Origin of the sequence: Nostoc sp. DedSLP03 (assembly GCF_034530815.1) — a bacterium.
In the GTDB taxonomy this organism is placed as follows: Bacteria; Cyanobacteriota; Cyanobacteriia; order Cyanobacteriales; family Nostocaceae; genus Nostoc.
Genome location: NZ_JAVRCK010000019.1, coordinates 32,454 through 53,740 on the forward strand (window position 1 = coordinate 32,454; position 21,287 = coordinate 53,740).

The 21,287-nt window shown below is 43.9% G+C and carries 34 protein-coding genes and 1 pseudogene; 32 read left to right on the forward strand and 3 right to left on the reverse strand.

What is annotated here, in order from left to right:
• The first annotated feature begins 43 nt into the window (after positions 1–43).
• From rpsS to prfA, 27 genes are all read left to right on the forward strand, one after another.
• On the forward strand, positions 44–322 hold the full coding sequence (gene rpsS / locus RM368_RS11640) for a 30S ribosomal protein S19 (RefSeq protein WP_012410721.1): 279 nt from the start codon (positions 44–46) through the stop codon (positions 320–322).
• 108 nt (positions 323–430) lie between these two features.
• Positions 431–787 (forward strand): 50S ribosomal protein L22, encoded by a 357-nt coding sequence (rplV, locus tag RM368_RS11645; protein WP_069070777.1) that lies wholly within the window; start codon positions 431–433, stop codon positions 785–787.
• Between the two features lie 46 nt (positions 788–833).
• Positions 834–1,616 (forward strand): 30S ribosomal protein S3, encoded by a 783-nt coding sequence (rpsC, locus tag RM368_RS11650; RefSeq protein ID WP_322694207.1) that lies wholly within the window; start codon positions 834–836, stop codon positions 1,614–1,616.
• A 73-nt stretch (positions 1,617–1,689) separates the two neighbouring features.
• Positions 1,690–2,115, forward strand: a complete 426-nt coding sequence (gene rplP, locus RM368_RS11655) for a 50S ribosomal protein L16 (RefSeq protein WP_069070775.1) — start codon at positions 1,690–1,692, stop codon at positions 2,113–2,115.
• Between the two features lie 3 nt (positions 2,116–2,118).
• Entirely contained in the window at positions 2,119–2,349 is a 231-nt protein-coding gene (gene rpmC, locus RM368_RS11660) for a 50S ribosomal protein L29 (RefSeq protein WP_322679494.1), read from the forward strand.
• 6 nt (positions 2,350–2,355) lie between these two features.
• Positions 2,356–2,604, forward strand: coding sequence for a 30S ribosomal protein S17 (gene rpsQ, locus RM368_RS11665; protein WP_094349093.1), 249 nt, complete (start codon positions 2,356–2,358; stop codon positions 2,602–2,604).
• A 46-nt stretch (positions 2,605–2,650) separates the two neighbouring features.
• Positions 2,651–3,019: a 50S ribosomal protein L14 gene (gene rplN / locus RM368_RS11670; protein ID WP_099101129.1), complete on the forward strand. Its 369-nt coding sequence runs from the start codon at positions 2,651–2,653 to the stop codon at positions 3,017–3,019.
• Positions 3,019–3,372, forward strand: a complete 354-nt coding sequence (gene rplX / locus RM368_RS11675) for a 50S ribosomal protein L24 (RefSeq protein WP_292729115.1) — start codon at positions 3,019–3,021, stop codon at positions 3,370–3,372. The genes rplN and rplX overlap by 1 nt, the downstream gene beginning before the upstream one ends.
• Before the next feature lie 119 nt (positions 3,373–3,491).
• Positions 3,492–4,040, forward strand: coding sequence for a 50S ribosomal protein L5 (rplE, locus tag RM368_RS11680; RefSeq protein ID WP_322684763.1), 549 nt, complete (start codon positions 3,492–3,494; stop codon positions 4,038–4,040).
• A 20-nt stretch (positions 4,041–4,060) separates the two neighbouring features.
• A complete protein-coding gene (gene rpsH, locus RM368_RS11685) occupies positions 4,061–4,462 on the forward strand; it encodes a 30S ribosomal protein S8 (protein ID WP_094349096.1) in 402 nt (133 codons plus the stop codon).
• Positions 4,463–4,527: 65 nt separating this feature from the next.
• Positions 4,528–5,076 (forward strand): 50S ribosomal protein L6, encoded by a 549-nt coding sequence (rplF, locus tag RM368_RS11690; RefSeq protein ID WP_322694208.1) that lies wholly within the window; start codon positions 4,528–4,530, stop codon positions 5,074–5,076.
• 2 nt (positions 5,077–5,078) lie between these two features.
• A complete protein-coding gene (gene rplR / locus RM368_RS11695; protein WP_322694209.1) occupies positions 5,079–5,441 on the forward strand; it encodes a 50S ribosomal protein L18 in 363 nt (120 codons plus the stop codon).
• 93 nt (positions 5,442–5,534) lie between these two features.
• On the forward strand, positions 5,535–6,062 hold the full coding sequence (gene rpsE, locus RM368_RS11700) for a 30S ribosomal protein S5 (protein WP_322665907.1): 528 nt from the start codon (positions 5,535–5,537) through the stop codon (positions 6,060–6,062).
• Between the two features lie 125 nt (positions 6,063–6,187).
• Positions 6,188–6,631: a 50S ribosomal protein L15 gene (rplO, locus tag RM368_RS11705; protein WP_322694210.1), complete on the forward strand. Its 444-nt coding sequence runs from the start codon at positions 6,188–6,190 to the stop codon at positions 6,629–6,631.
• 74 nt (positions 6,632–6,705) lie between these two features.
• Positions 6,706–8,016 (forward strand): preprotein translocase subunit SecY, encoded by a 1,311-nt coding sequence (secY, locus tag RM368_RS11710; protein ID WP_322679500.1) that lies wholly within the window; start codon positions 6,706–6,708, stop codon positions 8,014–8,016.
• 2 nt (positions 8,017–8,018) lie between these two features.
• The gene (locus tag RM368_RS11715) at positions 8,019–8,573 is read left to right on the forward strand and encodes an adenylate kinase (RefSeq protein WP_322694211.1); all 555 of its coding nucleotides are present in this window, start codon (positions 8,019–8,021) and stop codon (positions 8,571–8,573) included.
• Between the two features lie 222 nt (positions 8,574–8,795).
• Positions 8,796–9,020 (forward strand): translation initiation factor IF-1, encoded by a 225-nt coding sequence (infA, locus tag RM368_RS11720; RefSeq protein ID WP_006276978.1) that lies wholly within the window; start codon positions 8,796–8,798, stop codon positions 9,018–9,020.
• A 118-nt stretch (positions 9,021–9,138) separates the two neighbouring features.
• The gene (gene rpmJ, locus RM368_RS11725; RefSeq protein ID WP_015129703.1) at positions 9,139–9,252 is read left to right on the forward strand and encodes a 50S ribosomal protein L36; all 114 of its coding nucleotides are present in this window, start codon (positions 9,139–9,141) and stop codon (positions 9,250–9,252) included.
• A 108-nt stretch (positions 9,253–9,360) separates the two neighbouring features.
• Entirely contained in the window at positions 9,361–9,741 is a 381-nt protein-coding gene (rpsM, locus tag RM368_RS11730) for a 30S ribosomal protein S13 (protein ID WP_104906411.1), read from the forward strand.
• Positions 9,742–9,795: 54 nt separating this feature from the next.
• Positions 9,796–10,191 (forward strand): 30S ribosomal protein S11, encoded by a 396-nt coding sequence (gene rpsK / locus RM368_RS11735; protein ID WP_069070761.1) that lies wholly within the window; start codon positions 9,796–9,798, stop codon positions 10,189–10,191.
• A gap of 393 nt (positions 10,192–10,584) precedes the next feature.
• The gene (locus tag RM368_RS11740; protein ID WP_322694212.1) at positions 10,585–11,532 is read left to right on the forward strand and encodes a DNA-directed RNA polymerase subunit alpha; all 948 of its coding nucleotides are present in this window, start codon (positions 10,585–10,587) and stop codon (positions 11,530–11,532) included.
• Between the two features lie 31 nt (positions 11,533–11,563).
• Positions 11,564–11,914: a 50S ribosomal protein L17 gene (gene rplQ / locus RM368_RS11745; protein ID WP_322694213.1), complete on the forward strand. Its 351-nt coding sequence runs from the start codon at positions 11,564–11,566 to the stop codon at positions 11,912–11,914.
• 109 nt (positions 11,915–12,023) lie between these two features.
• Positions 12,024–12,893, forward strand: a complete 870-nt coding sequence (truA, locus tag RM368_RS11750; RefSeq protein WP_322694266.1) for a tRNA pseudouridine(38-40) synthase TruA — start codon at positions 12,024–12,026, stop codon at positions 12,891–12,893.
• A gap of 107 nt (positions 12,894–13,000) precedes the next feature.
• Positions 13,001–13,456 (forward strand): 50S ribosomal protein L13, encoded by a 456-nt coding sequence (gene rplM, locus RM368_RS11755; protein ID WP_322672303.1) that lies wholly within the window; start codon positions 13,001–13,003, stop codon positions 13,454–13,456.
• On the forward strand, positions 13,456–13,872 hold the full coding sequence (rpsI, locus tag RM368_RS11760; RefSeq protein ID WP_190935522.1) for a 30S ribosomal protein S9: 417 nt from the start codon (positions 13,456–13,458) through the stop codon (positions 13,870–13,872). Before rplM ends, rpsI begins: the two co-directional genes overlap by 1 nt.
• Before the next feature lie 147 nt (positions 13,873–14,019).
• Complete coding sequence (rpmE, locus tag RM368_RS11765) at positions 14,020–14,262, forward strand: 50S ribosomal protein L31 (protein WP_322694214.1); 243 nt, start codon at positions 14,020–14,022, stop codon at positions 14,260–14,262.
• A 104-nt stretch (positions 14,263–14,366) separates the two neighbouring features.
• Complete coding sequence (gene prfA / locus RM368_RS11770; RefSeq protein WP_322694215.1) at positions 14,367–15,464, forward strand: peptide chain release factor 1; 1,098 nt, start codon at positions 14,367–14,369, stop codon at positions 15,462–15,464.
• Between the two features lie 9 nt (positions 15,465–15,473).
• Here prfA and RM368_RS11775 read toward each other — a convergent pair whose 3' ends face one another.
• Positions 15,474–15,920 (reverse strand): hypothetical protein, encoded by a 447-nt coding sequence (locus RM368_RS11775; protein WP_322694216.1) that lies wholly within the window; start codon positions 15,918–15,920, stop codon positions 15,474–15,476.
• A gap of 240 nt (positions 15,921–16,160) precedes the next feature.
• Here RM368_RS11775 and RM368_RS11780 point away from each other — a divergent pair, with 240 nt between their 5' ends.
• Together RM368_RS11780 and RM368_RS11785 are read left to right on the forward strand one after the other, a co-directional pair.
• Positions 16,161–16,523 (forward strand): helix-turn-helix domain-containing protein, encoded by a 363-nt coding sequence (locus tag RM368_RS11780; RefSeq protein WP_193945773.1) that lies wholly within the window; start codon positions 16,161–16,163, stop codon positions 16,521–16,523.
• Positions 16,524–16,618: 95 nt separating this feature from the next.
• Positions 16,619–17,077: a DUF29 domain-containing protein gene (locus RM368_RS11785; protein WP_322694217.1), complete on the forward strand. Its 459-nt coding sequence runs from the start codon at positions 16,619–16,621 to the stop codon at positions 17,075–17,077.
• Between the two features lie 94 nt (positions 17,078–17,171).
• Here the strand turns inward: RM368_RS11785 and RM368_RS11790 are convergent, their stop codons facing one another.
• A complete protein-coding gene (locus RM368_RS11790) occupies positions 17,172–17,846 on the reverse strand; it encodes a hypothetical protein (protein ID WP_322694218.1) in 675 nt (224 codons plus the stop codon).
• A gap of 104 nt (positions 17,847–17,950) precedes the next feature.
• Positions 17,951–18,097, reverse strand: a complete 147-nt coding sequence (locus RM368_RS11795; RefSeq protein ID WP_322694219.1) for a hypothetical protein — start codon at positions 18,095–18,097, stop codon at positions 17,951–17,953.
• A gap of 98 nt (positions 18,098–18,195) precedes the next feature.
• Between RM368_RS11795 and RM368_RS11800 the strand changes: the two genes are divergently transcribed.
• The 3 genes and pseudogenes from RM368_RS11800 to RM368_RS11810 all read left to right on the forward strand — a co-directional run bounded on the left by RM368_RS11800 (position 18,196) and on the right by RM368_RS11810 (position 21,214).
• Positions 18,196–18,693 carry a hypothetical protein gene (locus RM368_RS11800; protein ID WP_322694220.1) on the forward strand — a complete coding sequence of 166 codons (498 nt, stop codon included), beginning with the start codon at positions 18,196–18,198 and terminating at the stop codon, positions 18,691–18,693.
• Positions 18,694–18,845: 152 nt separating this feature from the next.
• A pseudogene (locus RM368_RS11805) lies at positions 18,846–19,364 on the forward strand (Rpn family recombination-promoting nuclease/putative transposase); the annotation flags it as partial.
• A 155-nt stretch (positions 19,365–19,519) separates the two neighbouring features.
• Positions 19,520–21,214 (forward strand): ABC-F family ATP-binding cassette domain-containing protein, encoded by a 1,695-nt coding sequence (locus tag RM368_RS11810; RefSeq protein ID WP_322694221.1) that lies wholly within the window; start codon positions 19,520–19,522, stop codon positions 21,212–21,214.
• Positions 21,215–21,287: the final 73 nt, after the last annotated feature.

Sequence of the window (21,287 nt, forward strand, 5' to 3'; positions counted from 1 at the left end):
CTGCTCACTCCTAATTCTTAAATCCTAAATCCAAAATTGAACTATGGGTCGTTCTCTAAAAAAAGGTCCTTTTGTTGCGGATCATCTCCTAAAAAAAATTGAAAAGCTCAACGACAATAACAGAAAAGAAGTTATTAAAACTTGGTCAAGAGCTTCGACAATTTTGCCTCTAATGGTAGGACATACCATAGCTGTTCACAACGGACGCCAACACGTTCCCGTTTTTGTCAATGAACAGATGGTAGGACATAAGTTGGGTGAATTTGCCCCGACACGCACCTACAGGGGTCATGGAAAAAGCGACAAAAAAGCAGGTAGGTAGTTATTAGTCATTGGTCATTTGTCATTTGTCATTGGTCATTAGTTATTAGCTTTCGACAAAAGACAAAGGATAAAGGACGAAGGACGAAGGACACAATTGGAGAAAATTATGGCTACTAATACTACTGAAGTAAAAGCGATCGCTCGTTTTATCCGCATCTCGGCTTACAAGGTGCGTCGGGTACTCGATCAAATCCGCGGGCGATCTTACCGAGAAGCGTTAATCATCCTGGAATTCATGCCCTATCGCGCCACTGAACCCATATTGAAGGTTCTCAGAAGCGCTGCTGCCAATGCCGAACACAACGCTGGGTTAGATCGGACTCAACTTGTAATTACTCAGGCTTATGCCGATCAAGGGCCGCCGTTGAAGCGCTTTCAACCAAGAGCGCAAGGTCGAGCTTACCAAATTCGCAAGCCGACGTGTCATATTACCGTAGCTGTTGCAGCTGCTCCAGAAAAATAAACACGTTATAAATTGCGTAAAGTAAGAAATTTTAGAGGAAGCATTTGTGGGACAAAAGATTCATCCAGTTGGTTTTCGCCTGGGTATTACGCATGAACATCAATCCCGTTGGTTTGCTGTTCCCGATCGCTATCCAGAACTTCTCCAAGAAGATCACAAACTGCGTCAATACATAGAACAAAAGCTGGGTAGACAGGCTCAAAATAACGCCGGAATTTCCGAAGTACGGATTGAGCGCAAAGCTGACCAAATCGACTTAGAAGTACGCACGGCTAGACCTGGGGTAGTGGTGGGTCGTGGTGGACAAGGTATCGAATCCTTACGTACCGGACTCCAAGGATTGTTGGGTAGTAATCGTCAAATTCGCATTAATGTAGTTGAAGTTCAACGAGTTGATGCTGATGCCTACCTAATTGCCGAATACATTGCTCAACAATTGGAACGTCGGGTTTCCTTTCGGCGGGTAGTACGGCAATCGATTCAACGTGCCCAACGCGCTGGTGTCCAAGGTATTAAAATCCAAGTTAGCGGTCGCCTCAACGGTGCAGAAATTGCCCGGACAGAGTGGACTCGTGAAGGTAGAGTACCTTTACATACCTTACGGGCTGACATTGACTACTCTTATTGCACAGCAAAAACTGTTTACGGTATTTTGGGTATCAAAGTATGGGTGTTTAAAGGAGAAATTATTCCTGGACAGGAACCAGATCCACTACCACCCGCAAGCCGCGATCGCGAACGCGAACCCCGCGATCGCGAACGCGAACCCCGTCGTCGTCAACAACAACGTCGTCGCCAGCAATTTGAAGACCGCTCAAACGAAGGATAAATCGTCATTAGTCATTAGTCATTAGTAAATGGCAAATGACAAATGACAAATGACAAATGACAAATGACAAACCATGTTAAGCCCTAGAAGAACTAAATTCCGCAAACAACAGCGGGGACGGATGGAAGGACTAGCCAGCCGTGGTAGTACCCTCAACTTCGGTGATTTTGCCCTCCAAGCTCAAGAACCTGCTTGGATTACCTCGCGTCAAATCGAGGCTTCCCGTCGGGCAATGACTCGTTATATCCGTCGGGGTGGACAAATCTGGATTCGGATTTTCCCTGATAAACCTGTAACCATGCGTCCTGCTGAAACCCGGATGGGTTCCGGTAAAGGTAATCCAGAGTTTTGGGTAGCTGTAGTCAAGCCAGGACGAATTTTGTTTGAAATCGGTGGAGTTTCTGAAGAAATCGCTCGTGAAGCGATGCGTTTGGCTTCATTTAAACTACCCATCAAAACTAAGTTTATTGTGCGCTCTCAACCACAGGAGCAGGAGTAGCTTATGCCTCTTCCTAAAATTTCAGAAGCTAGAGAATTAAGCGACGAGAAGCTTTCTGATGAAATTGTCGCGACCAAAAGACAACTATTTCAGTTGCGCTTGCAAAAAGCCACCAGACAATTAGAAAAGCCCCATCAGTTCCGACAATTGCGCCACCGCCTAGCTCAATTGCTGACGCTAGAAACAGAACGCAAACGGGCAGCAAGTCAATCGGCTAAAGAAGAAAAAAAGTAGGAGATTATGGCAGTTAAAGAACGAGTTGGCTTGGTAGTGAGCGATAAAATGCAAAAAACTGTGGTAGTCGCCATAGAAAACCGCGCTCCTCACCCCAAGTACGGCAAGATTGTGGTTAACACCCAACGATATAAAGTTCACGACGAAGAAAATCAGTGTAAAGTAGGCGATCGCGTTCGCATTCAGGAAACTAGACCCCTGAGTAAAACCAAGCGCTGGAAAATCACAGAAGTCCTGAACGTCAAACCTACTTAAACCTCATCGTTGTTAGAAACTAACAACATTACAAGAGAGAATAATTGTGATTCAACCCCAGACTTACCTGAATGTCGCAGATAATAGCGGCGCCCGCAAACTGATGTGCATCCGCATCTTAGGCGGAGGCAACCGTCGTTATGGTTTTATTGGCGATAAAATTATCGCAGTTGTCAAAGATGCTACACCCAATATGGCTGTGAAAAAGTCTGATGTGGTGGAAGCAGTAATTGTTCGGACTCGGAAAGCTGTAAATCGCGATAGCGGCATGAGTATTCGCTTTGATGATAACGCTGCTGTAATCATCAACAAAGACGGTAATCCCAGAGGCACACGGGTTTTTGGCCCAGTTGCACGGGAACTGCGCGACAAAAACTTCACCAAAATTGTTTCTCTGGCTCCGGAGGTGCTTTAATGGCAACCAAACAGGGTACGCCCAAAGTATTCCACAAAATGCACGTCAAAACTGGCGACACCGTACAAGTGATTGCTGGTAAAGACAAAGGAAAGGTTGGTGAAATTATCCAAGCACTTCCTCAACTGAGTAAAGTCATTGTCAAAGGTGTCAACATCAAGACCAAGCACGTCAAACCCCAGCAAGAAGGGGAATCGGGGCGAATTATTACCCAAGAATTCCCGATTCATAGCTCCAACGTCATGCTTTATTCCACCAAGCAAAACGTTGCCAGTCGTGTTGGTTACACCTTTACCTCAGAAGGCAAAAAGGTGAGAAAACTCAAGAAAACTGGCGAAATTTTAGATAAATAGTGATTAGTCATTGGTCATTTAGTCATTAGTTATTAGTAAAAAGACAAATGACAAAGGACAAATAACAAAGGACAATAAAAGTTCCCTGACCAAGCCCAGGGATATCAGGACAAAAAACTATGGCGACAACAAGACTCAAAACCTTATATCAAGAGACGATCGTCCCCAAACTGATTAATCAGTTTCAATATACCAACGTTCATCAAGTACCGAAATTAGTAAAGGTTACGATTAACCGAGGTTTGGGTGAAGCAGCTCAAAATGCGAAGTCACTAGAGGCATCCATCAATGAGATTGCCGTAGTAACTGGTCAAAAACCAGTAGTGACACGAGCGAAAAAGGCGATCGCTGGCTTTAAGATTCGTCAAGGGATGCCTGTAGGGATCATGGTGACACTCAGAGCCGAACGGATGTATGCCTTTTTCGATCGGTTAGTTAGCCTGTCACTACCCAGAATTCGAGATTTTCGCGGCGTTAGCCCCAAAAGCTTTGACGGACGCGGTAACTACACTCTAGGTGTGAGAGAACAGCTAATTTTTCCAGAAGTCGAATACGACAGCATCGATCAAGTGCGTGGGATGGATATTTCCATCATCACCACAGCAACAAACGACGAAGAGGGACGCGCCTTACTTAAAGAATTAGGAATGCCCTTTCGCGATCAATAAGTTCATCTATAGAGGGAACGATGGCGGCTAACGACACAATTGCAGATATGCTGACGCGCATCCGCAATGCCAACCTGGCGCGGCATCAAACTACACAAGTGCCAGCGACAAAATTGACCCGAAGCATTGCCAAAGTGCTACGGGAGGAAGGCTTTATTGCTGAAATCGAAGAAGCAGAAGAAGGGGTAAAACGCAATCTGGTGATTTCCCTGAAATACAAGGGTAAAAACCGTCAGCCTCTGATCACCGCTTTAAAGCGAGTGAGTAAGCCTGGCTTGCGTGTTTATTCAAATCGAAAAGAATTACCAAGGGTACTAGGCGGCATTGGCATTGCCATTATTTCTACATCCAGTGGCATTATGACTGACCGCGAAGCGCGGCGTCAGAACTTGGGTGGCGAAGTACTTTGTTACGTTTGGTAGTCATTGGTCATTAGTCATTTGTCATTAGTAAAAGACAAAGGACAAATAACAAAGGACAAAAAGTCATGTCACGTATTGGTAAACGTCCAATTACTATTCCCGCCAAAGTTCAAGTGGCGATCGATGGTACGAATATTGTGGTGAAAGGCCCGAAAGGAGAACTTTCTCGCACTCTCAGAGATAATGTCTCACTCTCTCAAGAGGGGGAAATATTACACGTAAATCGTCAGGATGAAACTCGGATATCAAAGCAATTGCACGGCTTGAGCCGCACTTTAGTTGCCAACATGGTCGAGGGAGTTTCCCAAGGTTTTCAGCGCCGTTTGGAAATTCAAGGTGTTGGTTATAGGGCACAAATTCAAGGGCGTAACCTAATTTTAAATATGGGTTACAGCCATCAAGTGCAAATTGAACCACCAGATGGAATTCAGTTTGCCGTAGAAGGTACCACTAACGTTATTGTTAGCGGCTATGACAAAGAAATCGTCGGTAACACAGCCGCAAAAATTCGTTCTGTTCGTCCACCAGAACCTTACAAAGGTAAAGGCATCCGCTATGCCGGTGAAGTAGTCAGACGGAAAGCTGGTAAGACTGGTAAGGGTGGTAAGAAGTAGAAATGAAACTTACTCGTAGAGAATCAAAAAACCGTCGTCATCGACGCGTTCGTGGCAAAGTTGTTGGCTCCCCAGAACGTCCGCGTTTATCCGTATTTCGTTCTAATGAGCATATTTATGCCCAGATAATTGATGATACTCAACATCAAACCATCGTGGCCGCATCGACTGTAGAACCAGAGTTGAAATCTAGTTTAGCGTCATGTGCAAACCGCGATGCATCGGTACAAGTTGGTAAGTTGATTGCAGTGCGATCGCTAGAAAAAGGCATCACCAAAGTAGTCTTCGATCGCGGTGGTAACTTATATCATGGTCGTGTCAAAGCACTCGCTGATGCAGCACGCGAAGCTGGTTTAGATTTCTAAATTAGTCCTTTGTCATTTTTCTTTTGTCCCTTGTATAAGAGCTAATGACTAATGACTAATGACTCATGACTCATGACTAAAGAGGCATAAATTATGGCAACAGAGCGTAAAAGTAGAACAAAGCGTGCCAAAAAAGAAGAAACCACTTGGCAAGAGCGGGTTATCCAAATCCGCCGCGTAAGTAAAGTGGTTAAAGGTGGTAAAAAACTCAGCTTCCGAGCGATCGTTGTCGTTGGTAACGAACGCGGTCAAGTTGGAGTCGGAGTAGGCAAAGCTTCAGATGTAATAGGTGCCGTTAAAAAAGGTGTAGCCGACGGCAAAAAACACCTCATTGATATCCCAATCACCAAATCCAACTCCATTCCCCATCCTATTGATGGTGTCGGTGGCGGTGCAAAAGTGCTTATGCGTCCAGCCGCACCTGGTACTGGGGTAATTGCTGGTGGTGCTGTACGAACTGTGTTGGAATTAGCCGGAGTTCGTAACGTCCTAGCCAAGCAACTAGGCTCAAACAATCCGCTCAATAATGCTAGAGCCGCAGTTAATGCCTTATCTACACTGCGTACCCTTTCTGAAGTCGCCGAAGATCGCGGTATTCCTATTCAAAATCTCTACATCTAATTTAGTCATTAGTCAGTAGAGACGCGATTAATCGCGTCTGTACGATGGTCATTCGTGAATAACAAAGGACAAATGACAAATGACAAAAGACAGATGACAAACGACAAATGAGAACTTGATAACTTATGAGACTCCATGATGTTAAGCCGCAAAAAGGCTCAAAGAAACGCAAGCGCCGTGTAGCCAGAGGTATTTCTGCCGGTCAAGGTGCTAGTGCTGGTCTAGGTATGCGGGGTCAAAAATCTCGTTCTGGTAGTAGTACACGACCAGGTTTTGAAGGTGGTCAACAGCCATTGTACCGCCGCCTACCTAAGCTGAAGGGCTTTCCGATTGTTAATCAGAAGATTTACACTACGATTAATGTAGAGAAGCTAGCCTCCCTTCCCGCGAATACGGAAGTAACTTTGACCTCATTGAAAGCCGCAGGTATCCTGACTGCTGTCAAAGGGCCATTGAAAATTTTAGGTAACGGGGAATTGAGCATTCCGCTCAAGGTACAAGCGGCAGCTTTCACAGGTTCAGCTCGTAGCAAAATTGAGGCAGCTGGTGGTAGTTGTGAAGTCTTATGAGTGAGCCGGAACAGCGCACTTAAATGCAAGCCAACTCGCTGCCAGTGCTTGGTTCACTATAAAGGTAGCACTCTATGATCAGTCGAGATAAAGCCCCAACGGCTCAAGAAACTTTTATGCAGATGGCGCAGGCAGCTGGCCTCAGAGGTAGGCTGCTTGTCACTGTCGGTATTTTAATTTTGGTTCGCCTGGGTATTTTCTTACCCGTGCCAGGGATTGATAGACCGAGATTTGCCGAAGCCATATCGGGCAGTAATTCCATATTCGGCTTATTGGATATATTTTCTGGGCGAGGACTTTCAACTTTGGGAGTCTTTGCTTTAGGAATTTTGCCCTTCATTAATGCGTCTATTATCATCCAATTGCTCACCGCGGCGATTCCATCTTTAGAAAATTTACAGAAAAATGAAGGGGAAGCCGGTCGGCGAAAAATATCGCAAATTACCCGCTATGTAACTGTAGGTTGGGCAATTCTTCAAAGTACAGCTTTTTCGGCATTATTCCTCCAGCAATTTGCCCTCAAGCCAGGGCCTATATTTGTCGCTGAAACTGCGATCGCTCTAACTGCCGGTTCGATGTTCGTCATGTGGGCATCAGAACTAATTACAGAACGGGGTATTGGGAACGGGGCATCATTGTTGATTTTTGTCAACATTGTTGCCTCATTACCAAAAGCTTTAGGCGATACCATCGACTTGGTGCAAGTCGGCGGTCGGGAAGCAGTGGGTCGCGTAATCGTGTTGATCTTAGTTTTCCTCGCAACAATTGTTGGTATTGTGATTGTGCAGGAAGGAATGCGCCGCATCCCAATTATTTCGGCTCGTCGCCAAGTAGGTCGGCGAGTTTTGGCAGAGCAACGGAGCTATTTGCCACTGCGGCTAAATCAAGGCGGCGTGATGCCAATTATTTTTGCTGCTGCCATCCTCAGTTTGCCACTGCTGATCGCCAATTTTACTAAAAATGCCGATTTGGCGAATATAGTTAACACTTATTTGAGTCCAAGCGGTTCTAGCTCCTGGGTCTATGCCTTGGTCTACATGGTTTCCATTGTTTTCTTTAGCTACTTCTATTCTTCGTTGATTCTCAACCCGGTAGATGTGGCGCAGAACTTGAAGAAAATGGGTTCTAGTATTCCTGGAATTCGTCCCGGCAAGGCAACTAGCGAGTATATCGAACGCGTGTCAAACCGACTAACTTTTTTGGGTGCGATCTTTTTGGGCTTCGTCGCTATTATCCCCACAGCCGTGGAAAGCGCTTTGAATGTAAAAACTTTCCGGGGCATCGGTGCGACATCTTTGCTGATTTTAGTTGGTGTGGCAATTGAGACAGCCAAACAAGTTCAAACTTATGTTATCTCTCAGCGCTATGAAGGAATGGTGAAATAATAGTGACGCGATTAATCTTCTTGGGACCACCTGGAGCGGGTAAAGGAACACAAGCTCAAACTTTGGCTGAACACTTGAATATCCCCCATATTTCCACTGGGGAAATATTAAGACAAGCCATGAAAGAGCAGACTCCTTTAGGAATTAAAGCTCAAAGCTATGTTGATAGTGGCGAGTTAGTACCCGACCAGCTAGTGCAAGATTTGGTACAGGAGCGCCTCGGTCAACCAGATGCCAAAAATGGTTGGATTCTTGATGGCTTTCCCCGGAAAGTGACCCAAGCAGCTTTTCTGGAGAAGTTACTAGAAGCAATACATCAAGGTGGTGAAAGGGTAGTCAATTTAGATGCACCAGATGAAATTGTCATCGCGCGTTTGCTAGCTAGAGGACGAAAAGATGATACTGAAGAAGTGATTCGTCGTCGTTTAGAAGTGTACCGCGCGGAAACTGCACCTTTAATTGATTATTATGGCGATCGCAAAAAACTCCTAACAGTCAATGGCAATCAGTCCCAAAAAGATGTCACTGGTGAACTACAAAAGGTAATCGCTTCCTGAAAAAGAGAGGGCAGGGCATGAGGGAGACAAGGAAGCATGGGAGGAGCTACAGTAATTCTTTCCCAATGCCCCATGCCTAATGCTCAATGCCCTATACCAAAAAAAAGATCAATTTTAGCTAAGATATATTAATAAACTGTTGATATATTTCTTAAAATGTGTTTCTTTGCAGATGAAGCGCTGCAACTGAACACGAAATTGTTGAGTTGAGGAAAAAACAAATTGTCTAAGCAAGATTTGATTGAAATGGAAGGCACGGTTACAGAGTCCTTGCCCAATGCGATGTTTCGTGTTGACTTGGACAATGGCTTTAACGTGCTAGCACACATTTCCGGCAAGATTCGCCGAAATTATATCAAGATTTTGCCCGGCGATCGCGTCAAGGTGGAGTTAACCCCCTACGACTTGACCAAAGGCAGAATTACCTATCGACTACGAAAGAAGTAACTATAATGTAGAGAATTTTACCATAAAACCATTTTTTTGACTGTTTATTAGTCATTTAACTGGATTGATTTCCCTATAAATGCTATAATTTTATATTTGGAGTCAAAAAATAAAAGGCATGAAAGTTAGAGCCTCAGTCAAGAAAATTTGTGAAAAATGTAACGTGATCAAACGTCGTGGTCGCGTCATGGTGATTTGCGTGAACCCCAAGCACAAACAACGTCAAGGATAACGCTCTTACCAACAGAGCTAGTTGCAGGACGCACATATCATTAAAACGAAAAGACGCTCACGTTTTTCAAACCAACAGTAATTGCGAAAACAATAGGGAGAGTTCATTGTGGCACGTATTGCCGGAGTAGACCTTCCACGCGATAAGCGCGTCGAGATCGGTCTGACTTACATCTACGGAATTGGGTTATCACGCTCTCAAGAAATTATAGCGGCTACTGGTGTGAACCCAGATACCCGCGTTAAGGACTTAAGTGATGCCGATGTGACAGCCCTACGAGGGGAAATAGAAACCAACTATCAAGTTGAAGGCGACTTGCGGCGCTTGGAGTCTTTGAACATCAAGCGCTTAGTTGACATTGGTACCTACAGAGGTCGTCGTCATCGTATGGGCTTACCAGTCAGAGGACAAAGAACTCGCACCAATGCCAGAACCCGTAGAGGCAGAAGGCAGACAGTGGCCGGGAAGAAGAAGGCTCCAGGGAAATAATTTTGCAACGCTTGCTAATCCGAGCAAGTTTTACCTTAAATCAACTAAACAAGTATGGCGAGACAACCAACTAAAAAAACCGGGAGCAAGAAGCAGAAACGGAATGTACCCAGTGGAATGGCCTACATCCAATCTACTTTCAACAATAGCATTGTCACCATTACCGATCAAAATGGAGATGTCATCTCCTGGGCTAGCGCTGGTTCTAGCGGTTTTAAGGGAGCAAAAAAGGGAACTCCCTTTGCAGCGCAAACCGCAGCTGAAAGTGCAGCTCGCCGAGCTATCGATCAAGGAATGCGTCAAATTGAGGTAATGGTCAGTGGCCCAGGAGCAGGTAGAGAAACCGCTATCCGGGCACTTCAAGGAGCAGGACTGGAAATTACACTGATTCGGGATATTACCCCGATTCCTCACAATGGTTGTCGTCCACCCAAGCGCCGTCGAGTTTAAACACCAAAACTTGGGCAGTGAGGACGAAAAGTTACAGCCAGCAATGACCGCTTGAGCGTCTAACGTTCAAAATGTCATTGAATTAAAGCTTGGGCGACCAGAAGGGTGTCAGATTTTCCCGTCAGGAAAGCTGTTAAACTTCGGGCTACCCAAAATATTATTAATCAATTTTGGATTTTAGGTTTGCGATTTTAGATTGAACCCGACTATAAGGGTGCTGGGCCTCGTGGATTTTAAGTTGATGATTTAAGATTTGTTCCGCCAATAAGAGGTGGAGCATGAACGAAAGAAGCACAATCCAAAATCCAAAGTCCAAAATCGAAAATTGGCAATCAATTCTGGAGGCAATTGATTTGTCTGCTAGCAGCACCTTAGAAAAAGGGAGGCTCATCCGTGGCGCAGTTTCAAATTGAATGTGTAGAGTCGAATACCGAAGAAAGTCGGAACCATTACAGTAAATTTGTATTGGAACCTCTAGAACGCGGTCAAGGAACAACTGTTGGCAACGCACTGCGGCGGGTTTTACTGTCTAATTTAGAAGGTACAGCAGTTACAGCAGTGCGGATTGCGGGTGTTTCACATGAATTTGCCACAGTTCCGGGCGTGCGGGAAGATGTGCTGGAAATCCTCATGAGAATGAAGGAAGTTATCCTGAAAAACTATTCTTCGCAGCCCCAGATTGGTAGATTACTTGTTAGCGGCCCAGCAACAATCACTGCGGCACATTTTGATTTGCCCAGTGAAGTAGAAGTCATCGATCAGACCCAGTATGTAGCCACCATCGCTGAGGGTGGAAAGCTGGAAATGGAATTTCGGATCGAGAAAGGCAAAGGCTATCGCACTGTAGAGCGAGGACGTGAAGAAGCCACATCGTTGGATTTTCTTCAAATTGACTCGATATTTATGCCGGTGCGAAAAGTCAACTACAGTGTTGAAGAATCTCGTGGGGAAGGTTTGATTCCAAAAGACCGACTACTGTTGGAAGTTTGGACAAATGGCAGTGTTTCTCCTCAAGAAGCACTATCTTCTGCTGCTGCGATCTTGGTAGATTTATTCAACCCGTTGAAGGACATCTCCCTAGAACCAACAGACACAGGTTCGGATATTCCAGACGACCCAACTGCCCAGATACCCATCGAAGAGTTGCAACTTTCTGTGCGGGCATATAACTGTCTCAAACGGGCACAAGTTAACTCTGTGGCAGATTTGTTGGATTATACCCAAGAAGACCTCTTAGAAATTAAGAACTTTGGGCAGAAGTCAGCAGAAGAAGTCGTGGAAGCTTTGCAGCGACGCTTGGGCATCACCCTGCCAATGGAAAGAGGCTCGAAACACCCTTAAGAAAAACCTTCATAATTCATAGTGCATAATTATGCGTCACCGTTGTCGCGTCAAAAAACTCAGTAAACCAGCCGATCAACGTCGTGCTTTACTGCGATCGCTCGCCACCGAGCTGATCCGTCATGGTAAAATTACCACCACTTTAATGAGAGCGAAAGTTCTGCGAAGTGAAGTGGAAAAAATGATTACACTAGCCAAAAATGGCTCCTTGGCAGCACGCCGCGAAGCTCTTGGCTATATCTTCGACAAACAACTGGTTCATGCTTTATTTGAGCAAGCTCCAACTCGATATGGCGATCGCCAGGGCGGTTATACCCGCATCCTGCATACCGTACCGCGTCGAGGTGATAATGCAAAAATGGCAATAATTGAATTGGTTTAAGTCATTGGTCATTGGTCATTGGTCATTAGTCATTAATCATTAGTAAATAACAAAGGACAAATGACAAAGGACTACTGACAAAAGACAAATGACAAAGGACAAAATCTGTATGTTAGAAAGCCACCAGCCTACACCAACTCATCGAGTAGCCTTGGTAATCCAATACCTGGGCACTCATTTTCATGGCTGGCAAAGGCAAAAACAACACCGGACAGTCCAAGAAGAGATCGAAATTGCGATCGCGACTATTCTTGGGCATCATGTAACACTACATGGGGCTGGGCGAACCGATTCAGGAGTTCACGCTGCTGCTCAAGTAGCCCATTTTGAAGCTACAGGTTTTATTCCGCCTCACAAGTGGGCAACAATCCTCAACAGCTACCTGCCACCAGATATATTAATCAGGGCTTCAGCTAGTGTCGATAACCGTTGGCACGCTCGCTTTAGTGCAGCCTATCGACGGTATCGCTACACAATATATACTGAAGATCGGCTTAACTTGTTTGTAAGACCCTTCAGTTGGCATTATTATTATGCACCCCTGGATGAATCTTTAATCCAAGCTGCCTTGAAACCTCTCTTGGGAAAACATCACTTAGCTGCTTTTCACCGTGCAGGCTCAAAGCGATCGCATTCCTGGGTAGAGGTGCAAGCAGCAGAGTGTCGTCGCAGTGGGCCATTTATCCATATTGAAATACAGGCAGATGGATTTTTGTATGGCATGGTACGGCTGTTGGTAGGGATGCTGGTACAAATAGGTTCTGGAGAACGAACACTTTCTAGCTTCACCGAACTCTGGAAAGAAGAACGTCGGGAAGAAGTGAAATATGCCGCACCGCCTCAAGGCTTGTGCTTGTTGCGAGTCGGCTATCCCGATTTTCCCTTTCCAAAAGAGATTTGGTACGACACCTTGCCAAAGTTCGTCACTAGTCAAGAGTCATTGGTCATTAGTCAAGAGTCATTAGTCATTGGTCATTAGTGAATAACTAAGGACAACTGACTTTGGACAAAGGACAAATAACAAATGACAAAGGACAAATGACTAATGACAAATTAAAAATGACAAAGGACAAATGACAAATGACAATAGTTAAAACATACCTTCCTTCTCAAGCAACCCTTGAGCGTGAGTGGTACATAGTAGATGCCACCGATAAACGCCTCGGTCGCCTCGCCAGCGAAATCGCTCAGGTATTAAGAGGCAAAAAGAAACCCGAATATACGCCTCATTTAGATACAGGTGACTTCGTAATCGTCATCAATGCCGAGAAAGTAGCAGTTACAGGCAAAAAGCGCACTCAAAAGCTTTATCGCCGCCATTCTGGTCGCCCTGGTGGGATGAAAACCGAAACTTTCGCTAAACTGCAAGAGCGCATACCAGAGCGGATTTTAGAACAAGCTGTTAAAGGTATGTTACCTAAAAATAGCCTCGGTAAGCAGTTGTTCACCAAGCTGAAAGTTTACGCTGGACCTACCCATCCTCATGATGCTCAAAAGCCTAAAGAACTAAAAGTTAGTACAATTCCTGGAGAAGAAAATTAATGGTAGTAGCAGATGCTAATAGCGGTCGCGCCGTATACTGGGGTACTGGCCGTCGTAAGAACGCAGTAGCACGGGTACGCTTGGTTCCAGGCACCGGTCAACTGATTGTGAACGGTAAAGATGGAAATTTGTATTTCCAATTCAACCCCAACTACCTGGGAGTGATTAAAGCACCCCTGGAAACTCTAGGTTTAGAAAACGAATATGACATTTTGGTAAAAGCAGAAGGCGGCGGCTTGACCGGACAGGCTGATTCTGTTCGTTTGGGAGTTGCACGTGCTTTGTGCCAACTCGACCCAGATAACCGCCCACCTTTGAAAACCGAAGGTTATTTGACTCGCGATCCCAGAGCAAAAGAGCGGAAGAAATATGGTTTACATAAAGCTCGGAAAGCGCCTCAGTACTCTAAGCGTTAGAGCATTGGGTATGGGTGAAGAAGGTGATAGATTACAGGGGATAGGTAATAGTTTTCTGTTACCTGTAACCTGTTCCCTTCTCCCTTCTTCTAGCTGCAATTGAAACCTGAAAGTTATAATTTATATAGATTCATCACAAAAGGAACAATGGCTAAAGCTGATATTCACCCCAAGTGGTATCCAGATGCTAAAGTTTACTGCAACGGTCAAGTCGTTATGACCATTGGCTCTACCAAGCCAGAATTGCATGTAGATGTTTGGTCTGGAAATCACCCATTTTACACCGGCACTCAGAAGATTATTGACACTGAAGGTCGAGTAGAGCGCTTCCTCCGCAAGTACGGTATGAGCAGCACTCAAGCATCTAGCGACGATCAAAACAAAAAGTAGCGGGTTGGCTCTGCTGTTAACGACGGCCCTGCATCAGCTGGGTCGATTTTCATTTATATGCTCGAGCCAATTTGTTATTTTTTTAAGGAGCGATCGCACTCGTCATGGCTGAATCATACTTACTGGACAAACTAAAATCCGTTGAACAAACTTTTAATGAATTAACACGTCGTCTTGGCGACCCCGATACCGCTAGCAATCCTGATGAGTATCAAGAAATTGCTAAGTCTCGTTCTTCTTTGGAAGAAGTAGTTAATACTTATGAAATTTGGAAAACAGCCCAAGAAGACTTGACAGGAGCGCGTCAGGTTTACAAAGAATCTGCAAGTGACCCAGAGTTGCAAGAAATGGCAGCACTGGAAGTAAAAGAACTTGAAGAAAAAATAGAACATTTAGAGTCTCGCTTGAAAGTCTTGCTGCTACCACGCGACCCCAATGATGAAAAGAATATCATGTTGGAAATTCGCGCTGGCACTGGTGGCGATGAAGCAAGTATTTGGGCTGGCGATTTGATGCAGATGTACACCCGCTATGCCCAGACTCAAGGTTGGAAAGTTTCTCTGGTGAGCGAATCTCGTGGAGAAATGGGTGGCTGGAAAGAAGTCATTCTCGAAATTAAAGGTAATAACGTTTACAGCCAGCTCAAGTTTGAAGCTGGTGTACATCGCGTGCAGCGCGTGCCGGCAACTGAATCTGGGGGACGGGTTCATACTTCCACAGCTACCGTAGCAATTATGCCAGAGGTGGATGATGTGGAAATTCACATTGACCCGAAAGATATTGAAATGACTACAGCCCGTTCTGGTGGTGCTGGTGGACAAAACGTCAACAAGGTGGAAACAGCCGTTGACTTGATGCACAAACCAACGGGAATACGCATTTTCTGTACAGAAGAACGCAGCCAGTTGCAAAACAAAGAACGGGCGATGCAAATTCTGCGGGCGAAGTTGTATGAAATTAAGTTAAGCGAACAACAAGAAGCTGTAACTTCCATGCGGCGATCGCAGGTTGGTACTGGATCGCGATCGGAAAAAATTCGCACCTATAATTATAAAGATAATCGCGCTACCGATCATCGGTTAGGTCAGAATTATTCTCTTACCCCTGTTTTGGATGGTGATTTAGAGACACTTATTCAATCTTGTATATCTCTAGACCAGCAAGAACGTCTCGCGGAGTTAGCGACTTCTGCCGCTAACTAATTTTTGCTGTTAAATATTATGTAAAACCACTTGTTGTACTGTTGCTTTTAACACAGACAGGTGGTTTTCTAATATTGCGTGGAGTGTATCTTCTATTTCACTGGGATAATGGTAATAAGCAAATTCGTACTTCATAAGGTAATTTAACTTTGCCCATTCCTTCAGGGTTTGGCAGGTATAAATTAGCTTTTGGGCTTCTTCTTGCCAACGTGCAAAAATCCGGTAGCTAAAAAAGCTGCTGCATATATTGCCTTTTTCATCCCAGTAGGAAATACATACTTGATGCTTCAAAAGGTGGATTTTTTTGATTTGCTTAACATCGTAGCCTTTAACTTTTAAAGCTTCTTTGGTTTCTGCGTCAGAAATGTTCCACTGTTCTGGTTTAATTTTATTAGTGGCTATAAGGTTTTTACCTTTGCGGCGATATTGGTTAATTTTGCGCGGCTTGCGAGACATGATGCACCTTCGATATTATTTCTTCGCAACAAAGTCTAGCTACTAGCACAAGCGCTGTAGCAAACTAAGTTTTTTGGGTTGATTAAAGATAGATGGATTATTCTACTAGCTTGATGCCTGTAGTTGCCGATTTACAACCAGAGATATAGTTTAGTACTAAAACACAAGGCTGTCAATATAAAAGTAAACTTGTATTATTGAAAGTAAACTTGTACATACAGTTGGCTAGCTATATAAGCAGTGAAGATCGAAAGCAAACAAAAACTGATTGAAATCATTAAACTAGCTCGCGGTTCAATGAGTCAGCGAGCCTTTGGTAAGCTTTTGGGAGTATCTGCTACTGCTGTTCAGATGTGGGAAAAAGGTGTGAAGGTTCCAGATACAGAAAATTTGGCTCGAATCGCATCGAAAGCAGGCTACACAATGGAAGAGTTAATCAGCTGCATTGATGGCAAGCCAATTCCAGAAACTTCAGATTTGAGTCTGATTCTGAGACAAATCCAGCACATGCCTCTTAGCCAAGTGGCTCAAATTGTGCAAGCTGCGGCAGATAGATTGGCGGCTGTGGCTGAAGCATCCGGAGATGAAGCGAAGGCCAGTTAAATAATTCGTAATTCGTAATTAAATTTTTTAAGGGCGATTTAGCGCAAAATCGGATCAAACTAGCTTGTGGTTTCTTGCTGTCAAGATTCAACCCTATGGACAAACCTTTTTTGTACGATCAGGACTTCTATGGCTGGACACAGCAGCAGGCTAAAGCGTTAGAGCAAAGGCTAGTTATGGAACTAGACTGGGAACACCTGCAAGAAGAAATTCAAGCTTTGGGGAGACAGGAGTATCGGGAACTCGTGAGTCGTCTGAGTGTATTACTCGGTCATTTCTTGAAGTGGGAGTATCAACCCGAACAACGTTGTTGCAGTTGGTTTTTAACAATTCGAGAACAGCGCCGCGCCATTCATAGGCATCTGCGGCAGAACCCTAGCTTAAAGTCTCGAATAGAAGAAGCCTTGTTAGATGGCTTTGAAGTGGGTGTTGATTTGGCGCTACGAGAAACTAACTTACCATTACGAATTTTTCCAGAGCATTGCCTTTATTTGTTTGATGATGCGATCGCAGACCATTTCCTATGCGATACTCGTCAAGACTGGGAAGGCTAATTCCTACCATTTTTTTGCCAAAGGTACTTAAGACATTACCAATCCAAAATGGTAGTTAGTTAATGATGACTAGGAAATTTAGGTGATACTCTGGTCATACGAAAGCAATATAGTCAAGCCCCACAAAATCATCGCGTTGACAATTGAAGCGACTCAATCTGGTAGCTGCATAAGCCTGCTGTTCATATAGGAAGTCTTCTACAAAGCTATATGAATTCTCTATTTCTCTTGCTGTCAGTTGCCGGAACTTTGACTCAAATAGGTGTGGTTCAACAGTCCGTTCTGGCGCGTCCACCAAAGCTTCATCATGAGTATCTTGCCAGATATCCTCATCAAACTCGAGACGCTCCATCATCTCGCCGTTCTTCCAATAAGCGTAACCAATGGTAAAACCACAATCATCAACCCAGTAGTAAATTGTTCGGGTGTGTAGCTGTTGAGAAAGGGACTGAGCCTGCAACTCCCAATTCCACGAACTAGTTACAAAGCGGTCAGAAGAATCATCAAATGTGTCAGTGGGAACAGGGGTATACTTATCGGTCATAGATGCATCTAAAATTTCAGTCCATAAGTGTCCTCGGAATTGGAACACCAATAGTCCAGGATTTTGAATATTTTGGTTATCAACATCACGTTCCCATCGCACCCCCAAAGATGCCAAAATTTCACCTACTTGGTCAAAAGGGGCATCTACCAGCAATCCTTCAGCAATTGTATCTATGTCCTCCAATCCATAGCGTTCTTCAATGGGAGGGTTTTCTGAAATCATAGTCCGAATTTTAGAGAAGAAGAACGATCTGCTGGAAGAGGATCAAAAAACTCTGGGGGATAACCAGTAAATCTGTTCTTATTTAGAAGGATACCATGCCCCATCTATAAATTCTTCTTTGTTACAACTCCATTAGTATTTCGTAGACAAGCTACCATTTGGTATACAGCAACTGGAGTAAAGGGAATACCAGGAGTTTCACCTGCGTACTCTAATACACTTTTGGTGATACCGACATTCGATGTGGTCACGATCTACCTCATGTGATTAGGGAACGCTATAACCAGTGGCAGTTAAAGAATAAAAGGTTTTAAAATGATGCAATCTTAAAATATTTAGGGGTGGAGCTATGTCGCTACGCAACGAACCATTAGATTGGCATTTTGAATCAAATGAGCCTTATATACCAATTTATCATAAAGGTGATTTAGTGGGATTTTTTAAACCAGAATATGCTGGCGAAATTATTAAGTTTCTAAATGAAGAAGAAGTTTTAAAAAAAGCACTAAAAATGGCTTGTACTGATTTAATTAAAAAACTGGGAGGCGATACCAGGAAAGTATATTATTTAATGGAAAAATATGTAAAAACTAGTGAGCGTCCAAAGCATGGAACTAGAGCGATCGCAGTTTTACTTCAAGATCGGCAAAAAGAGCTTGACTTGAGTAACCAGGAGTTTGCAAAATTCTGCGATACCTTTAAATTATCTCCTACGGAACTGAATAATATTTATGCCGGAGAAGCATTTGATGATAATTTATTAGCACCCCTTTCACGTATATTAGGGATGGCAAAAGAGCAGTTGCTGAAAGTGCGAGATGGTTCTGAAGAATCAAGTAACACATGAACAGCAAATCAAAATTTTCAAATGATAGAAAATTTTGAAAACAGACATCATCTTTTATCGGCTGTTTCAAGAATTCCCTGATATATTCTTTGAAGTTATGAACTTGGAATTTTGAATTTTGAATTTTGAATTTTGAATTCCCCGAAGGGGTTGACTGGGATGCTGTGGTTTTATACCCCAACAGGAATGTAGATACAGGAGATATCAAACATTACCGTGAGTTTTTCACAAGTGGGCGCGTCAGGCGCATTTATTTAGATGAATTAGGTGAAAATGCATCGCTTCCAATTGGCATTGCAACTGCTAAATTAGTAATCGCAACCGACGATATAGCGATCGCTAAAGCTTGGGTGTTGATAGACAGAACCAAGTCCGAGATAAACTCACTACCAAAACAACAGCAATTATTACAATTTATAGAGACTATTTTGGCTTACAAGTTTCCCACAATGAGTAGGGAGGAGATCGAGCAAATCTTTAGCTTAAGCGAGTTAAAGCAAACCAGATTTTATCAGGAAGCCTTTCAGGAAGGTGTAGAACAAGGTAAGGTTCAAGGGAAACTAAAAGCAGTACCAGCAATGTTGGCAGCAGGGTTGACTGTAGAACAAGTAGCACAAGCGTTAGATTTGAGTGTCGAAGAAGTTAGACAAGTAACACAAAGCCACCCTTAAGATAGATGTGGTAAATTTTATCCGTAGCTCAAGACAAATTTGGTTTGCAGCTTCCAGACATTTTCACGACAAATTTATAGTTAATTTTTGTTAATATTAGAGGCGGTGTTAGTACTTCGTCCTCAACCACCCACTCCCTACCTGAGAGAAACTTAATGCTGCGACTAGAACATATAAGTAAAATTTATCCCACAGGCGAAGTTCTCAAAGATATCAACTGGGAAGTTAAACCAGGCGATCGCATTGGCTTAGTCGGTGTCAACGGTGCTGGAAAATCTACCCAACTCAAAATTATCTCTGGGGAAATTGAACCCACCGCAGGCGAAATTATTCGTCCTAATAGCTTACATATAGCCTACCTCAACCAAGAGTTTGAAGTAGACCCTACCCGCACCGTTAAAGAAGAATTTTGGACTGTCTTCAAAGAAGCCAACGAAGTACAGTTAGCTCTGGCACACATCCCACAAGAGATGGAAACGGCTAACCCAGATCAACTGGATCGGCTGATCGAGAAATTGGATCGCTTGCAGCGCAAATTTGAAGCCTTGGATGGCTACAACTTAGATGCACGCATCGGGAAAATTTTACCAGAGATGGGGTTTGGGCTAGAAGATGGCGATCGCCTCGTCAGTGCCTTCAGTGGTGGTTGGCAAATGCGGATGAGTTTAGGTAAAATTCTGCTGCAAAAACCTGACTTGTTGCTGCTGGATGAACCGACTAACCACCTAGATTTAGAAACCATTGAGTGGTTGGAAAATTACCTCAGAGGGCTGGTTACGCCGATGGTAATAGTCTCCCATGACCGGGAGTTCCTTGACCGCCTCTGCACTCAAATTGTGGAAACTGAACGTGGCGTTTCCAGTACCTACCTTGGTAACTACTCGGCATATTTAGAACAAAAAGCCGAAAGTCAATCAGCACAACTGAGTGCTTACGAACGTCAGCAAAAAGAATTAGAGAAACAGCAAACCTTTGTTGATAGATTCCGCGCCAGTGCTACCCGCAGTACCCAGGCAAAAAGCCGAGAAAAGCAACTCGAAAAAATTGAGCGTATTGAAGCACCTATTGCTGGGGTAAGAACTCTACATTTCCGTTTTCCACCTGCACCTCGCAGTGGACGCGAAGTAGTGGAAATTCAAGATTTAACTCATCTTTATGGTGATAAAATCCTGTTCTTGGGAGCAAATCTCTTAATTGAAAGAGGCGATCGCATTGCTTTCCTTGGCCCCAATGGTGCTGGAAAATCTACCCTTCTGCGCGTAATTATGGGTATGGAACCACCCACAGAAGGTATTGTTAAATTAGGGGATCATAACGTTATTCCTGGTTACTTTGAGCAAAATCAAGCTGAAGCTTTGGATTTGAAAAAAACTGTCATGGAAACTATCCATGACGAAGTTCCCGACTGGGATAATCAAGAAGTCCGCACACTTTTGGGACGCTTCTTATTTACTGGAGACACAGTATTTAAGGCAGTTGGGGCATTAAGTGGAGGAGAAAAAGCTCGTTTGGCATTGGCAAAAATGCTCTTACGTCCTGCTAACCTACTAATTTTAGATGAGCCGACAAACCACCTAGATATTCCAGCTAAAGAAATGCTGGAAGAGGCGCTCCAAAACTATGATGGCACGGCAATTGTAGTCTCTCATGACCGCTACTTTATTTCTCAAGTAGCAAATAAAATCGTCGAAATTCGTGATGGCGAATTCCGCGTCTATTTAGGAGATTATCATTACTATCTCCAGAAAATTGCCGAAGAAAAAGAACAGGCAAAGTTAGCTGCAATAGAAGCCGAAAAAGCAGCGAAAAAAGCGGCTAAAGCTGCTAAAGCTTCTACGAAAAGGAAATGAGAAACTAAAAAATGGCTTAGTAGTAGCGTTTTAGCGCTATTACTAAGTAATCACTCCTTATGAGTGTTCCAAA